Source organism: Arachidicoccus rhizosphaerae (assembly GCF_900107765.1).
GTDB lineage: Bacteria > Bacteroidota > Bacteroidia > Chitinophagales > Chitinophagaceae > Arachidicoccus > Arachidicoccus rhizosphaerae.
The window spans coordinates 12,857-30,871 of the sequence record NZ_FNQY01000020.1 but is presented as its reverse complement, the minus strand read 5'-3'; the positions used below and the strand labels follow the sequence as shown (position 1 = coordinate 30,871).

The window sequence follows — 18,015 nt, the reverse complement described above, 5'->3', positions numbered from 1 at the left end:
ATAGAGGAAATGACCAATTACTTTTCTATTTACACCAGAGACCGCTAACATCATTATCACCAACTCCTTCTCTGTAATACCCTTCATATTAAATTAATTATACATGAGTACAGATATCTCAGAAGCAGCAAAGCAACGCAACATTTATACCCATCAGCAGGTATTTGAAAACACCTTAGCTTATTTTAAAGGGGACGAATTAGCCGCAAGGGTTTGGATAAATAAATATGCCATCAAAGACTCAATGGGTCATCTTTATGAAAAATCACCGGATGATATGCACCACCGGATGGCCGCTGAGTTTGCCCGCATTGAACAAAAATACCCTAACCCCATGACGGAAGAGCAAATCTTTCATCTGTTTTCCCATTTCAAGTACATTATCCCGCAAGGCAGCCCCATGGCAGGTATCGGTAATCTTTTTCAAATTAGTTCATTATCTAACTGTTTTGTCATCGGCAGTGATACCCACGCCGACTCCTATGGTGCTATACTACAAACAGACCAGCAGCAGGTGCAGTTAATGAAACGCCGAGGTGGCGTAGGCCATGACCTCTCCTGCATCCGGCCAAAGGGAAGCCGTGTGAAAAATGCCGCCCTCACCTCCACAGGTGTCGTCCCGTATATGGAACGCTATTCAAATTCTACAAAAGAAGTGGCTCAGGATGGCAGGCGAGGCGCCTTAATGCTATCGATTTCAATTAAACATCCTGACAGCGAAGCATTTATAGATACCAAGACAGACCTGGAAAAAATTACGGGCGCTAATATTTCTGTACGCATAACAGATGAATTTATGCAGGCCGTAAAAAACAAGACTTCCTTTACGCAACAATATCCCGTAAACGCAAAGACACCGGTTTGCCGACAAGAAATTGATGCCGGCATGCTCTGGCAGAAAATCGTCCATAACGCCTGGCAGAGTGCTGAGCCGGGTATCCTTTTTTGGGATACTATAATAAAGGAATCAATTCCAGATTGCTATGCTGATTTAGGGTTTAAAACACTCAGCACCAACCCTTGTGGAGAAATACCCTTATGCGCTTATGATTCCTGCCGGTTAATGGCCATCAACTTATACAGCTAGGTCGAGCATCCATTTACCCAAAAAGCCTCTTTTAATGAAAACTTATTTAGCGACCATGTCCAAAAGGCCCAAAGACTGATGGATGATCTTATAGACCTTGAACTGGAAAAAATAGCCGCTATTTTGGAGAAAATAAAAGAAGATCCAGAACCGACAGCAGTTAAACAGGTGGAGCAACAATTATGGGAAACCATTCAGTTAAAAGCTATGCAGGGGCGCAGAACAGGTCTTGGTATAACCGCAGAGGCGGATATGTTAGCCGCCCTCGACCTGCGATACGGCAGTGAGCAGAGTATTGTTTTTTCGACCAAAATCCACAGGCTATTAGCCCTTAATGCATACACCAGCTCCGTTGAGTTAGCTAAGCAAAGGGGGGCCTTTCCCATTTATGACAGCAGCCGTGAAAGCGAAAACCCATTTATAAATCGCTTAAAAATAGAAGCCCCATCCTTATATGAACAAATGTGCCAGTTCGGGCGCAGAAATATAGCCTTACTCACCATTGCCCCAACAGGCACTACCAGCCTTATGGCCCAGACGTCCTCTGGTATAGAGCCCATTTTTATGCCTGTTTACCAAAGGCGCAGGAAAGTCAATCCTGGTGACAAAAACACCATCACGCACTTTAAAGACGAACTTGGCGACTATTGGGAAACCTACAGGGTCTTTCATCATAAATTTAAAGACTGGATGATGATATCCGGTCATGACACTAATAAAAACTATAGTCAGCAAGAACTGGACAATCTGGTCAGCCAATCTCCCTATTATAAATCTACCTCCAGTGACGTAGATTACAAGGCCAAAGTAAGACTTCAGGGGGCCATCCAAAAATGGGTGGATCATAGCATCAGCGTTACCATCAATATGCCGCAAACTGTGAATGAAGAGCTCGTTGGCGATTTATATATGGAAGCCTGGCAGTTTGGATGTAAAGGCATCACTGTTTACAGGGAAGGGAGCCGCTATGGGGTGCTCATGGGTATTGATAATAATAAGAAAAAGGAAGAAGAGGCAGAAGAGGAGAAAAAAGAAGTAGCAGCAGCTACCGGCGGTCACCCTCCCAATAGCATGGCAGCTACCTCCCCTAATCCCCCTACTGCCCATATTTCGCCCAAGACTTCACCCGGTTTTCCCTTGCAACGCCCTGAAATAATTCAGGCTGCAGTCATACACTTTAAAAACAAAGAAGAAAAATGGATTGCCTTTATCGGACTAATCGATCAAAAACCTTATGAAATATTTACAGGTATTGCTGATGACACCCTAGGCATACTGCTTCCAAAGTGGGTAAAACAAGGCGTTATTATTAAAGTCCACCAGACAGACGGCCCATCCAGATATGATTTTCAATACGAAAATCAACAAGGCTACAAAATCACCATTCAGGGCCTGTCTCATAAATTCAACCCTGAGTACTGGAATTACGCAAAACTTATTTCAGGCATTTTACGACATGGCATGTCAATAGAAAAGGTCGTAAAGCTGGTAAATGGATTACAGTTAAAGGACGACAATATAAATACCTGGAAAAATGGTATAGCCAGAGCACTCAGAAGATTTATACCTAATCATACTCAAATCATGGGGGGCCAATGTCAACAGTGCGGGGGACATCATCTACAATACCGGGAAGGTTGTTTAATCTGTCAGGATTGCGGTCATTCCAAATGCGAATAAAAACTAATTACATGCAGCGCATTTCAACTTTGGAGAAAAGATTCCTCACTTTAAACACATAGTGTCATCCATTTGAGTGAAACGTCCGGGAGCCTCTAATCCACATATGTGTATATTTAGAGGCTTTTTTATTCGCACCTGCGAAGCCTGATACAGTCAGTATCATGCAATATCTGATGGCGGTAAGATCGTTAATCAGGCTATACAAATGATTGGCTGGAGTCCAGATCAGGCATATATAGTAACAGCCTGCGATATATAACAGGTGTTTTATATATCGCTATGCAAATGTAGCAGCCTTTTATGGATCATCTTTTCGGCAATCCTTCTTTCGCAATTATGAAGAACTTAAACTATGCCGTTTGCGTTGGAATACATAATCCTTTAAAATTTTTAGTTAAGTTCCAAATAACTAATCAAAAGAAGGCGGCGTTGGTTTGCCTGCTATTCCCCATTTTTTATCAGGCTTACTTCCCAGCTGATACTGCAGATTTGCACCACCCTTTAACAGCTTCCATGGAATCCAGGTGCTATAATAAGGCTTACCATCAATTTTTAAAGACTGAATATAAGGTTTTGCAGAACTACCGCCACTAATACTGATTGTCCCACCGGGTAAATGCAGTTTAACGGCTTTAAAAAAGGGACTATTGATTGAAAAGCCACCCACGCCGGGCACTTCTGGATATAAACCTATTGTGCAGAAAACATAGTACGCGCCCATAGCGCCTAAATCGTCATTGCCTGGTAATCCGCCCGGACCATTAAAATAACACTCCTTAATTATCCGGTGTACGACATTTTGCGCCTTATACGGAGCTCCGGCCCAGTTATATACCCAGGGAATGGCAAAACTAGGCTCATTGCCACTGGCAAACCACTCTTGCCCATAATTGGCGTCTAGCCTGACAAATAAAGAATCCAGTCTGGCTTCAGCCACTTTATCACCGCCAATAATATCGATAAGCCCCCGTAAATTAAATGGAACCATCCAAAAGTAGTTTTTAAAGGTAGATTCCCGCCAGTCCTCATAATACGGCTTCCAGCTACCATCCGGATTTCTGGACTGCAGCCATCCTCTGGCAGGATTAAACAAGTTTTTCCAACTCTGAGCCCTACCCTGTAAGCTTCCGCTTAGATACTGGTCATCCGTTGCGCCCAGCGCAAACCTTGAAATGGCAAAATCAGCACTATTATATTCCAGCTGAATCGAGGCGTCATAATGGCCTTTTTCCAGATACTGCTTTAATCCGGGCCTGGTTAAAAAGCCCTGTGCATGAGCCGTGGAATCTGTTGCGCCATGCACCATAATCCGTAGTAGTTTCCGGGCATCATAATTCCTGGCCCCAAAGGCGTAGGCGTTGGCTACTAATATAGAAGACGGATCTCCTTGCATGACCCCTGTTTCTCTATTGGCCAGTACCCAACGTGGCATGCCGCCACCCGCCTGTTCAGCAAACTCTCCCAGGGAATAGACCATATCAGAAGTTTCCTCCGGCGCCAGGATACTTAACAGTTGGATCTGTGTTCTGTAAGTATCCCAATTGCTAAAGGATGTATATTCTGGACGATTAGAGCGGTGGACTTTATTGTCAGCCCCCATGTATTCTCCGTTTACATCAGAGCAGATATTTGGATGGATAAAACTATGATAAAGATGGGTATAAAACTGCTGTTTACGGCTTGGATCATCCTGCTCATCCTGTTCAATTTCAATTTTGGACAGGTAATGATTCCAGGCAGCTTCTGCATGATGCTTAAAACTATTAAAATCCCAGCCCGCACTCTCTGCTGTAAGATTCTCTCTGGCATTCTCTACCGAAACATAGGAAATGCCTATTTTATAACATATTTCCTTACTGTTTTTAATATCAAAACTAAAATAAGCACCCGTATGCTGTCCTTCCACAAATCTTGCCCCAGGATTTAGTTCGTTCCCCTTCCAGGTACCTACCGCTGTGGCGTCCTGGTTAAATTCTGCTACAAAATAGACCTTATATGCCGATTTTATCCCGCAAAAAGAGCCCCCATCGGCATAACCTTCCACGCTGTTTTTACCTCTTATGGCAAGAGCGGAAGCTGCAAGTGGTGTGGAGGCTACGCCGCCACCAATAATAATGGTAGCCGTCGTACTGTCTGCGTCAAAAACAAACCGGGCAAACCCTGTTCTGGGGGTAACAGTCAGCTTTACATCAATATTCTTATTAACGGTCGCCTCATAATAACCTGCCGAACCTTTTTCCTTTTGAATATCCGCCCTTAGGTCTTTAATATTGTCTGGAGAGATGCTTAACCGCCCATTTAAAGGTAGTACGGGAAAATTCCCCATATGATCACAGCCGGCACCACTGAGCTGATTTACAATAAACCCCTGCTGTTTATCAAAGTAAGTCCTGGTAAACTGCACCATCCCAAACGGATAGGTAGCGCCCGGATAGGTATTACCTGCATTTGCATTCCCAAGCCTGGTGTTGACTAAGCTGGCATAATTTATTGTATTGGAAGCCGGGACTTGTTGATTTGACTGGTGGGTATTTTGAGCCGGCAAACTCCCCCCTATTAAGCATACGCCCAGTAAGAGCTGTACAGACTTACTGAATACTTCCATATTCCCAATTTTATTATTCAAATTTATCAGGTGTAGCTTTGCTCTTACACCAATATTAATCAACTGTTGTTTACAATGCATTATTTTTCTTAAAATTTTACGGCTTACCCTCTATCCTAATCAAACGGTCCTATTTTATATCAATACGCCCAAAATCTCCCAGGCCAATAGTACCCATCAAAAATAACAGGCACTGCGTTTCCCGGCAAACCCTTAAGTTTTGCTTTAGTATTGCCCTGTAATTAGGTTAACCCCATGCTAGAGATCAAAATGGTTTGTTCCTGATTTTAAGCTCATTTTCTTGCCTGCCCATACAAAGTGACCGGTAATACCTTGAGGAAGTTCAATATCGGCCTGCCACTTATTGGCATTCGCTTTTAAATGATAGGCCACTTTAATGGTGCCTGCCGGATGGGGAATCTCACCTCCGGCCTGGGTTAACTTCCCTAAATGAGGCGTGATACGAACTGTTTTAAAACCGGGGCTATCCGAGTCAATGCCTAGCACAGTGCGGTAGAATTCTATATTTGGGCTAGCGCCCCAGGCGTGACAATCAGAACGGGCATATTGTAAATTAGAATCCTCCGCCCAGGTAGTTAGTCCCAGTTTAATATTATCCCACCAGATACCCAGCCAATTTAAATAATCGTCGCCTAATCCAGCTTTTACCAGCGCCTGATTCAGGTAATATTTAAAATAAATGGTGCATTGTACCAGGCTGTTGTCCTTTAATACCTTGTTACCAAAGGCCTTTAGATCAGCTTTATCTACCAGTCCAGCTAATATGGCCAGGGCATTTACGTGTTGTGAATAGGTATTTTGTTCTTTGGTATCGGCAAATAAGCCTTTTTCTTTATTATAGTATTTGATTTTAATTGTCTGGATTAATCGCTTTGCCCTATCTTGATATAAATCGGCGTAAGCCTTCATTCCCAACCTGTCTTCCATAGCGCTGGCCCACTGATAAGCTTTTAACAGCTGCAGATCCAACATGGCAGAACAGCCGTCTGATCCTTTAGGAGCCTCACCCATCATCCATCCAGGCCCTCCTACCCAATCCACAAATTTCCAGTAAGGTAAATTAACCAATGAGCCATCCTTGCCCTCAAACTGATGGAAAAACGACAGCACCTGCCTGGTACCAGGTAATTTTTGCTGCACAAAACTGCTATCAGGCCTATACATCCAATAGTCGTGGAGCATGCCGATATACCAGAGCGAAAAAGTAGAAATAATCTGCGTACCATGACTCGGCCAGCGGCTCATGGTAACTCCTTCCGGCAGCCTGGAATGATCCATCAGATTAAGCGCATTACGGGCCAGGCGGTCATCTCCACTATTAAAATAAGAAACTTCTGCCTGTATACGGGTATCGCCAATATATTGAAGTTGTTCATAATAAGGGCAATCCATATAAGTTTCCATGGCGTCTAGCCTGGCGGTACGCCAGCCAATATCTAAGATTTGGTGTAAGCTATCAACGTTTGAGCTAAAACGGGCATTTTGCTTAAATGGATACCCTGTAAAAGTCCCATATACATCTTCAATGACTAATGGCTCATCCTTGGTGTAAATCCTCAGCTCCACATAACGGTAGGTGCGCCAAAACAGCGTGGTAAAGTTTTGATTATTACTGCCATCAGATATGGTGCTATCTGTCATTCCGGTAAAAAACTTACCACTAATCTCATTTCTGTTGCCTTTGGCCGGATGGCTGGACAGACTATTTCGATCTCTGTCTGGATCCGGATTAAGATAAAGCGTCTCAGCATAACCGATAGCAATATTGGCGTTGTTGCCCTTTGAAAAGTTCAAGGTAAAATAGGCGTTTGTCAGATAACTCTGATCCAACAATAAAGTAACCGTACTATGGGCAGGAATGGTGATACTTCTTTTCTTCTCAGGGAAACCTTCCAATGCAGTAGTCCTATTTTTATCCATCCCGGTTACTTTTCTGAGTTCAGGTATTCTTTGATAGCGTAGTTCCATTTGCGGGATAATGGACGGCACCAGCATCCAGCCTCCATCAGAGCTCCCTTTAGGATTCCCATTAGCTATCTCTTGTGCTGTAGGCCAGCTGGAGTCATCAAAGTCAGGTTCATCGCAGCCTTTAATGACAAGGTGCATATCTACCAGTTGACCAGGACCTGCAATAAAAAATTGTCGCAGTAGACTGTAGGCCGGATCCTTTACACAACGCCAGGAATTATCTGTATTACAGATAGTGGCATTTTTATCGCTGCCCTGCATAATAAATCCTGTCCGGTTGGTCATTTGGGCTTCATTACTGTATTCCGCTTCGTTCCAGACCAGTGCCGTCAGCACATTTTTTCCTGCTTTTAAATAAAGGGCCAAGTCCACTTTTTCATAGTTCCAATAATGCAGATCCCCTCTGGCAGGTCCTAGAGAAACCAGGTGTCCGTTGACAAAGAGTTTATAGCGGTTATCTGCAGATACGTTGATAGGGAAAGCGTCAGGTTTTGCGGCAAGTTCTATGACTTTTCTAAAGTGATAGACCCCGTATTCATGGCCTGTGATTCCGGCCGGAGCAATCCATTTAGCTGCCCAAGGTTGATTACCATATATTGATAGCCCATTTTCATTGGTCTTCGTCTCCTGTGCACCTACAACGCTGATAGCTCCCATTATTAATGCTGCCAGGCAAAAACAGTAAATAATTTTTGTATTTATAACAGTCCGGTTTTTCATAGTTAAATTTAAAGTTGAAGTGTTGTGATAGCTCCCGGTAATTAAAATTATTAAGAAGAATCCTTCGTGTTACGGAAGGCCAAAGATCGAATAAGGAATCCGGATGCCTTTTATCCGGTAAAAATAAGGATCCAGATAGCCGTCCTTGCAATCGGGAACCCCGCATCCGGAAAAGTTCAGGCAATAGGTTAAAAGTAATTCCTTGCGGCCATTATCAAATTCCGGATGGATAACAGGTGTATAATACCTGGCAAATTTGCCATAGAGAAACTCTCTGATTGCATACACTTTTTTAAGTGGTGTAAAAGGCCCTGTAGGACTATCGGCTGTCGCCAAATAAATATTACGGATAGAATCACAGACAAAACCCTGATCCATGGTCATCATTACGTATTTACCATTTACCTTGGCAACGGACACGGTAGCCTTGCCTGTAGCAATGCTGGCGTCACTTCCTACTGCAGGTTTTTGCGCCCAGGCTCTGCCATTCCAGAAACGCCATTGCATGGGATCCGTTTTTAGAAAACGGGCAACATGAAGATTTAAGCTATATCCATACCCCTTTCCCTGAAAACCAAAAACATATACAAATCCATCGCCACCATCTATCATTCCTGCAGAATAATTAATTCTTGTTTCGATGGTCATCTGGCCTGGCATAAGTCTTTTAACCGGCCACTCTAGCCCGCCCGTCTCGCTCAGTTCATACAGTGATTGAGATTTTAATGGGCCAAGCCCGTCTCCCTCTGCACATTGCAAATACACTTTATTTCCCAACTCAATGCCCACAGACGGCCATGCAAATTCCGATCCTTCAATTAAATCACAAATTTGCCTGGGCATATGTTGCCTGCTATCATTTCTGGTAATGTTTAAAGTATGATTCGGGTTCCAGTCAGAAGCCGATGGCTGAATCAATACCGAATTACGATACCTGAAAAAATCCTTACAACTAAACTGATGGTTATCTTGTAACTGCTCCCCATCCCAGGCATCTTCTGTTATCCAGAGTACTTTACCCTTATTAGGGCCCCAGTTCAACTGGATGGTATTTCCCTGATCGAAGGCCACTGAGCCCAGACTCTTTTCATTTCGCTCAAAAAAGCCAACGACAGCGTCATCCCTGTATGCAGTAGCGCCTAATGGGGATAATTTCCAAATAGCTATCTGACTAGTCGCATCGCCAGGATTTACAAAGCTAAAGGCTAAGGGTGCTGTTTTATTTTGTTCACTATGGATTATTTTATGGTCTGTTCCTATAGCGAGCCCCGTGGCTTTATTAATCAGTATATATCCGTCGGGGTTGTCCTGACTTTTTGCTGCAGGGTAAGGTAATATTTGCCATAAGCTGCTATCAGCAGCTTGCGCGGTGACACGGGTCTGGACTAATTGTAATTCCTGGCCATTATTACTGCTGTTATTAGCGCTGCCGCTGCTGTAGGCTTTAGAGATACCAAGCATCTGCCCACTAAAAGCGTTACGGATCTGGTAAAAGCGCTGCCCACCAGTGCTGCTCTTATAAATAATATGCCATTTTTGCCAGTCCGCTAACTGAGTTTTTGGGTATGTAGTGACTATATTGAGATCAGCTGGTTGTATGCTACTATTATCAACAGAGCTGTTCTCCGATAGCAGGTCTACCGAAACTTTTTGCAGGGCTTTGTATTTCTCATTTTGCAAGAGGCTGCCAGAAACACTTAAAAATTCCTTTTGACGATTGCCGGGTTGGACACTAGACCTTTTTTTGTTAATAATATAACCGGTTAATTGTAAGCTAAAAGCTCCGTAATCAGGTAAGGCCGGGCTTGGAGTCTGATTATTCACATATTGACACAAACTGTCATTGCGCTCTATTTTATAGCCGTCATTTCCATTTGCCTTAAGCGTAACTGGCATACTAACAATGACAGCTATTAAGCTTTGGCTTATTAGTTTAAACCAGTTGTGACTTAAAAAATATATTTTTTGTGGACTAATTATTTCTCGCTGATTTTCATTCATAGTTTACATCCCTTATATGCTATTGCCTTAAAAAGGCCTTTTCCCAATCTAAAATCCTATCTGAAGCCCCAAATTTACGACCCTTTGGTTTTGATAGGCATCCCCCGCACTATTAGATTGTACTTCCGGATCCTGTTGGTATTTTTTGCTGATATTGCTTTTTGTTGCCAGATTATAAGCACTTAAATATAGTCTGGCATTATTGATTTTAAACGGCAATAATTTTTTAGGAAACTGATACCCCAGTTCAACAGTCTTTAGCCGCACATAATAAGCATTAATTAGCCAAAAGTCAGAAGCATAGACCGCTGGGCTATTGACCGTGGTCGGGTTACTGGTAAGTCTGGGAAACTCGGCCGAAGCCGCCGTTTCAGGCGTCCACCTTTTTAGGTGAATGGGCTGAAACTGACTTTGAAAAGGCTCTATAGCGGTACCTGTTAAATACAGACTATAATTAAAAGCCCCCTGAAATAATATACTGATGTCCAGTCCTTTATATCCGATTTTAATAGGTAGCCCAAATGTGGTATTAGGCAAATTAGGTCTTCCTATAGCGGTTCTATCATTTTCATCAATAACGCCGTCCTCATTTAAGTCTTTATAGCGTAAATCACCTGCCTGGACTGGGATGGCGGTAGTGGGTTTAGCAACATCTGGATTATCAATATCAGCCTGGGTATAAAAACCAAGGGTTTTGTAGCCGAACGGTTGGTCAATAGAATGCCCTGTGACTGCCAGCCAAGGGTAGGTTGGCGAGGCTTCCGCCTCATATAAAATCTTGTTTTTGGCGTAGGACCAGACAATACCAATACTATAGTCCACCTGGCCGGCCTTATCATGATAAGTAGCCTGTCCATCAAAGCCGCGGTTGACCGTTCTGGCTACGTTGGTTGGAGAAACGCCAATGCCCAGTATTAAAGGGATATCGTTTCTGGTGACCAGCTGATCATAGCGGTAGTCATGAAAATAATCGGCTGTAATAGAAAGCTTATTATTTAAAGTATTGATATCAAGCCCTACATCAAAGCTCCTTTTTTTCTCCCAGGTTACATTAGGATTGCCTAAAGAGCCTTCATATACTGTAGATTGAGACTGAGGCGATTGCCCAAAGCTATAACCTGAGCCCTGTACATATACCTGTTGATACAGGTATTGATCCCCAGGAGCCACATCTGACCCGACTACCCCATATGAAGCCCGTAGTTTAAACAGGCTGAAGTTTTTTAACATATGTTCAAATAACTTTTCCTGTTTTAAATTCCAACCCACACCAATGGCCGGGAATAGGCCATAACGTTTATCTGAATCAAACCTGTCTGATCCATTATAACCCACATTAAAATCGATGAGGTATTTCTGATCATAATCATAACCTATTTTATAAGAGAAGCCCCTGAATTTCTGCGGTGCAGCTGCACTCTGGTAATTCGTATAGTTCTCCTGATTATATAGCAGCAAAGAATTAAAATGGTGCTTACCAAAATTACGTACATAATTTAGATAAAGCTGCATATTTACCCTCTGGTCCTTTTTATCTGTATTGCCTATTGTACGGTACTCAGTCAGTGTATATCCTCCAGAACTAGTTCCCGTATTTAAACTATAGGAATCCGTGAGTGGATCATAGTGATAAGAAGGCGGAAAGGCGTAAGGTCTGGCCAGGTTTAAAGAATTGACCTCAACGCCGGCGTAAGCCAATCTGCCTGTCAAAGACAAACCCTTTGTAATAAAGTCCATTTTTTCTTTGAATCCTATCAGCGCATTATAGTCAGTGCTCCGCTGACGGCTGTACCCGCCCGTAGCCAGCATCGCATTCAGCGTTGGCAGTTGATCCTCCGTATCATAGGCATAGGCATAAGTGCCGTTAGGATTGATATAAGGCGCTGAATAAGGATGATATTTAGAAAAATCATATAGATTACTGGTGACGTTCTGATTATAGGGCGAATTAATATCCCCGAATCTGGCCGTAACATCTAATCTAAGGCTGAAATTCTGTGTAGCCTGGATATCCAGATTACTTCTCAGGTCATATCTTCTGTAAAAATAATTGGTATTCACGCCGTCTTCTCCCGTGGAAAAATCCTGAATATTCCCGTTTTGACTAAATACACCACCAGAAACAAAGTATTTGACAGCCTGAGAGCCCCCGGAAATATCCAAATTAGCATTATGTTGCAAGGAAGAAGGGCGGATTATCTTATCATACCAGTTAATATCTGGATGACCGTAAGGATCATCTCCTGATTTAAAATGTTGCAGATCCTCATCGGTAAACTGGGGATTTAAACCATCATTTTCGTAGGCTTCGTTCACTAATTGTGCCGTCTGATACGCATTTAAAAAGTCAGGTTTTCTAACTGGGGTCTGAAGACCTGTCTCCACCCTGAAATTAAATTGCGGACGTCCCAGCGCCCCTCTTCTGGTCGTTACAATTAATACCCCGTTGGCTCCTTTGATGCCATAAATAGCCGTTGTAGACGCATCCTTTAAAATGGAGATACTCTCAATCTCATTGGCGTTGATCTGAGCCAACTGTTCATAGGTATACTCAATATCATCTACAATAATTAAAGGTTTATTACCTTCTGAATTCAGTGAACTGACACCACGGATAAAATAATCAGAAGCATCTTTTCCTGGTTGACCAGAACGCTGCTGGGCAAAAAAGCCAGGCATACGTCCTGCCAGTGTATTTTGAACGCTTGATGTGGGTATTCTTCTTATTTCTTCGGCTTTAATAGTAGCGACAGACCCTGTATTGGTAATACGGTTGGTTTTGCCAAATCCTATGACAATCACCTCATTTAAGGCAGTGGGTGTCTGATGTAATGTGATATTTACTGAACTTCTTCCCTGTAAAGCAATTTGCTGGCTTTCATAACCAACCAAGGAGACCATAATAGAATCTGAGGATGACTTCAGTGTTAGCTGGAATGCACCTGCTGAATCTGTCGTCACCATATTGGTAGGAAAGGATAGCTCATTAACCGTTGCACCCAGTACCGGCCCCAGCGAATCCCTGACAATGCCCCTTACGGTTTTGCCCTGGCCATAACACAAGCCAATTTGAAATGCTGCCAGTAAAAGGATAAATAATAATTTCTTCATGAATCTACTTATATTTATAAATTCTGTGGTAATAATTTTTTTCGTGCTAGTCCGCTGCTTATTTCCAGCCAGGATTTTGTATCATTTGCTCATCTTTCACCACTTCGTTATAAGGTATGGGATAGAAATACATTTTTGAAGCGTCAAATGAAGGGGTAAATACTATTTCCGGATTATAATATAGCTGGCCACTGCCCGTCTTCTGAATATCCATCCCCCAAACAGGTTGGCTATAAACTGTTGAAGCCTCCTTCCAGCGTCTTAAATCCCAGTAACGCTGCTCTTCAAAGGCCATTTCTATTCGGCGTTCATTATGAATAGCGGCCCGCATACTGGTCTGATCTAAAGAAGTAGACAATCCGTAGTAACCGTTATCACCAGGCTCAATGCCTGCACGATGCCTTAAGTCAAACAAAATCTGGTAAACATCGGATGAGGGGCCACCTAGTTCATTTAAGGCCTCCGCATAATCCAGTAATATCCCGGCATAGCGGATATACACCCAGTCATGTAAAGTGTTGGAATACTGGCTCCCAGAGACACTGGAAAAATCACCCATAAACTTACGCATATAGTAACCAGTCTTCGTCTGCTGAACAGTGCCTCCTGGCCTATCCAGTCCTCCTTCAAAAAGTTCAACGTACCGGTTAATCCAGCTTTGACCGTCAAAAAATACGGTGGCAGCTAATCTAGGGTCCCTATTAACATAGGGATCACTTTGATTGTACCCACTACCATTGTCATTTATAGATAGTCCACTAATCATTGGGAAAGCTTCCACCAGATTTTCAGAAGGGCTTGTTCGCCCATTGCCACCAGCCGTCGTATAGCCTATTGGGGCATTATTTTTTTCAACATCTTGATTATTGCCTACTTGCCTCCAGAATATATTCTCCGTATTACTACCAACAGGTTGGTTCTGGTTTAAAAAGACGGAACTAAAGGAAGGCATTAATGCGTAATATCCAAGATCAATGATCTTTTTAGCAGCGTCTGCTGCCAATTGCCATCTATTTTTATCATAACTGGCATAACCCGTCAAGTTATTGGAAGGATCAACATTCTCTCCATTATACAGCGGACTGGCAGCCAGAAGCAATACCTTTGCCTTGACAGCCATTGCCGCTTCTTTGGTAATGCGTCCATAACTGGTACTATTTACTTCGGTCTGGGAACGCAGAGAATCAGCAGCTAAGTCTAGTTGACTGACAATATAGTCAATACAATCCCCAAAAGAACTTCTGGGCAGCTCCATATCGTCCGTTAATTGATAAACCTGATCTCCTAACAAAGGAACCCCTCCATAACGTCGAACTAACCTAAAATAGCTCCAGGCCCTTAAAAAACGGGCCTCCGCCTTATAGGCCGACCTTGCAGGCCTGCCGTCAGGAAGCTGCTCTAATAATGGAACTCTATCTATATTCACAATAAATACAGTGGCTGACCGGATAGCAGCATAAGCGCTTGCCCAACAGTCATCTGCATTCGTATTTGTAGATGTGTACGCACCATTGGCAATTTTCTCAACATCCGATAAACTTGAGGATGAAGATAGAGCGTCGTCAGTAGCTGCATCTAAATAATCTCCGGAGACGCGGTTATGTCCATTTACCAAGGCATCGCTATACACCTGATTCAGGTAACGAATCGCATAGGTTCCTGCGGAGTCTTTTGTATCAAAAGTCAGATCCAGGGTCTGTTGTTGCCCTAAGGGAACATTTTCATAGTCCTTAGCGCAGGAACAAAACAGCATGGCAGAAATCAGCACAAGGCTTCCTAATTTATAATGCCGATGTAATCCTTTCGTATATTCAGTAATGAGTTGCATGACTTAAAGTTTAATGTTGATGCCTGTATTAATTATGCGCTGCATAGGGTAACTAGGTAAAGAAATCTCGGGATCCACCTGGTCATAAGCTGCCCAGGTCCATAGATTCAGCGCATTGATAAATATTTTAACACTACCTAGTTTTAAACGCTCCGTCCATACTGCAGGCAGGTTATACGCAACCCCTACATTTTTTAACCTAAGATAATTCCCATTATGTAAAAAAAGTGAGCTGGATAAATAAAGCGGATTATAATTATAACCGTTCCCTCCTGCATTTAATGCAGGATACACAACCTGTGAAGTCCCGGCTGTTTCTGGCGTCCAGCGGTTTTGAATCTGCTCATAGGCCTGGCCATATCCATTATTCTGCCCCTGAAATCCAGCGTCCATTACTAAATTATCCACGTATATATCCCGGTTTTGAACCCCTTGGATTAAAAAATTAAACTCAAAGCCTTTTATGGAAAATCCCGCACTTAGTCCATAGTACAGTAACGGTCCGGTTTTGCCAAGGGCTGTCGCGTCAAACTGATCAATGACCCCGTCGCCATTGAGATCCTTATATTTCACGTCCCCTACCCTTAAAGTATACCCAGGAATTGTGGCATAGGTTGCGGCCTCGTCAGCAGACGCTATAAATCCGTCTGCAATCAAACCAAATCGCTGTCCAACCGGTAAGCCGGTATGTACATTCCAGGGATATGGCTGCTGCTGCTCATCCATGAACAAGACCTTGGTATACTGAAGCGATGCATTACCAGTGATATAGTAATTGAAATTATGGGCTGCATTCTGATAAGTCAGACTGCCTTCAAATCCTTTATATAATGCACGGCCTATATTTTCTGCCGGATAGTTAAGGCCGATTAAGGCAATACTCTTGCCCCTGTTTTGCATGATATCGCTATACTTCTCATGATAGTAATCAAAGCTTCCCTGCAAATGGTGATTAAATAAGTCTATATCCAGTCCTAGATCTAGTTTATCGGCCTTTTCCCAGGTCGCATTAACATTGGCCAGCGTTTGTCCTTCCTGTACACCAATTGGCCCCGGGTATTCACTGCCAATAGGATAAGAAAGATTGACATTCTCAAAATGTGCATTCCAGATATAGTAACCGTATTTATCCACATTGGCATTACCGGTCCTGCCATAAGTGCCCCTGAGTTTTAACTGGTTAATCCAATGTGCATTATTTTTAATGAAGTTTTCCTGAGCCAGGTCCCATCCAAGACCTCCGGCGTAAAATAGTCCGTATTGATGGCCCTTTTGATAGCGGCTGTATCCGCTATAGTTTAACGCGCCTTCTACAAAATATTTTCTGGCATAATTATAATTCCCCTGAAAGGCATAATTACTAAGGACGGCAGGCAGATCAAAATTAAAAAGCGTTTGTTTTTGGTCATAAAACAGCTTGGCGCCAAAGCTATTTAGACCAATGGTCTTATCATATCCTGTAGAAGCTTGCGCGTACCAATATCTGGCCCAGGAAGTCGACTGAAAGGTATTATTTTGATTCACAGTGCTTCCGAACCGGTTATAAGTCGTATCCCCGTCTTCTCCCAAACTCATCTGGAAGATCGGCACTTGTTTACTGCGATTAATAAAGCTAGCGGACTCAACAGAAACATTCCCATTTAATTTTACCCACCAACCGGGTAGCCATTTGTCCAATTTATAACGCATATCAAGATTTACCATGATATCCCTTTCCTGCTCGGTCAAATACCCGGATTCCAATACCTGTGCCATCAGGTTATTGGTGTAATTGGAAGTCCCACCAAAGGAACCGTCAGGGTTATAAATAGGATAAGCATTATTAGGTGTTGTTAGTAAATTACTTAAAATAGTAGAAGTACCCACGCCCGGCTGGTTATTATCGATGATCCGGCCAATTAAGTTCAGACCAAGATTGAAATCCTTGTTAACCTCAAAATTAATTTTAGAATTGATACTGTAGCGCTTCTCACTGGTATTGGTCTTATAGGTATGATCGTTTGATCCCTTAAACATGCCATCTTGATCCAAATAGCCTAAATCCACCAGATAGCTTGCCTTTTTGCCGCCCCCTGTAATATTCAGGTTGTAGCGTGTCATGAGCGGGTTATCTTTAATAAGGGCGTCATACCAGTTCACATCCGGGTGCCCGTATGGATCAGAACCCGTTAAGTAGGCCTGAAAGTCAGCGTCCGTATAAGCTGCCTTTTTACCATCATTAAGCAAGGCTTCATTGAGTAAATAAGCATATTTGGCAGCGCTCAACGGTTTCGGTAGTTGTAAGGACTGTTGAATAGCTGTTTGGGCCGTAAATCCAATGCGTGGCGGTCCGGCCTTAGGCTTTAATGTGTTCACCACCAGGGCTCCCCTGGCGCTGTTCTGCCCTAGCAATATGGTAGACAAGGCGTCTTTTAATACCGTGACAGACTCAATCTGATCGGGGTCCAGTGAGTAAATTTCTCTTTGAATGCCATCAATTATAACGACTGGAGACTGCCCTTGAGAGGAACTGTGACCGCGCAGCTGAATGGTAAACTGGTTATTATCTGTGGGCCCTGTGCCGCTGCTATTACTGGGGATATTACCCACAAAAATATCCACATCAGTCTGTGCGGCTAATGATGGCATATAAAAGCCCTCGGTTTGTATCACATTCAGTCCGGCAAGCCTGCCAGGTAAGGCGTAGCTGTATGCTGGAGCCGGGGTATAACTGAGCTCGTTATGCGTAGTAGTGGCCGCTGACCCTAAAAAACGATAGGCAGGTACAGCGCCATACAATGCGTCCATCTCTCCTTTCTGGGCAGTAGCGCTTTCCAGGACCACCAGGTTCGTATCTGTGATTGCTTGCTTCTCCCCATTTTGTATGTTACTTCCAGGTAAAAAGCTCAATTCCAGTCGAATCAGATTGCCTTGAGTTTTGTTAAGCGTGACTACCTGCTGCTGATATCCCCTAAGAGAAAAAACTAACTTACCCCCCTTTCCCATTTCCGG

At 43.1% G+C, this 18,015-nt stretch carries 6 protein-coding genes and 1 pseudogene; 1 reads left to right on the top strand and 6 read right to left on the bottom strand.

The annotated features are described in order from the left end of the window. Positions 1-103: 103 nt before the first annotated feature. Positions 104-2,767, top strand: a pseudogene (locus tag BLU80_RS19760) (adenosylcobalamin-dependent ribonucleoside-diphosphate reductase). 412 nt (positions 2,768-3,179) lie between these two features. On the opposite strand, the gene BLU80_RS14820 reads toward BLU80_RS19760, so the two are convergent. From BLU80_RS14820 to BLU80_RS14795, 6 genes are all read right to left on the bottom strand, one after another. After that, complete coding sequence (locus BLU80_RS14820) at positions 3,180-5,375, bottom strand: GH92 family glycosyl hydrolase (RefSeq protein WP_091400069.1); 2,196 nt, start codon at positions 5,373-5,375, stop codon at positions 3,180-3,182. A 258-nt stretch (positions 5,376-5,633) separates the two neighbouring features. Continuing rightward, complete coding sequence (locus BLU80_RS14815) at positions 5,634-8,021, bottom strand: alpha-L-rhamnosidase-related protein (protein WP_091400067.1); 2,388 nt, start codon at positions 8,019-8,021, stop codon at positions 5,634-5,636. Positions 8,022-8,153: 132 nt separating this feature from the next. Next, positions 8,154-9,980 carry a DUF4185 domain-containing protein gene (locus BLU80_RS14810; RefSeq protein WP_170831254.1) on the bottom strand — a complete coding sequence of 609 codons (1,827 nt, stop codon included), beginning with the start codon at positions 9,978-9,980 and terminating at the stop codon, positions 8,154-8,156. Between the two features lie 153 nt (positions 9,981-10,133). Next, the gene (locus tag BLU80_RS14805; protein WP_091400012.1) at positions 10,134-13,196 is read right to left on the bottom strand and encodes a SusC/RagA family TonB-linked outer membrane protein; all 3,063 of its coding nucleotides are present in this window, start codon (positions 13,194-13,196) and stop codon (positions 10,134-10,136) included. 58 nt (positions 13,197-13,254) lie between these two features. Beyond that, positions 13,255-15,024 carry a RagB/SusD family nutrient uptake outer membrane protein gene (locus tag BLU80_RS14800; protein ID WP_170831253.1) on the bottom strand — a complete coding sequence of 590 codons (1,770 nt, stop codon included), beginning with the start codon at positions 15,022-15,024 and terminating at the stop codon, positions 13,255-13,257. 3 nt (positions 15,025-15,027) lie between these two features. Further along, complete coding sequence (locus BLU80_RS14795) at positions 15,028-17,652, bottom strand: SusC/RagA family TonB-linked outer membrane protein (RefSeq protein WP_394331869.1); 2,625 nt, start codon at positions 17,650-17,652, stop codon at positions 15,028-15,030. Positions 17,653-18,015: the final 363 nt, after the last annotated feature.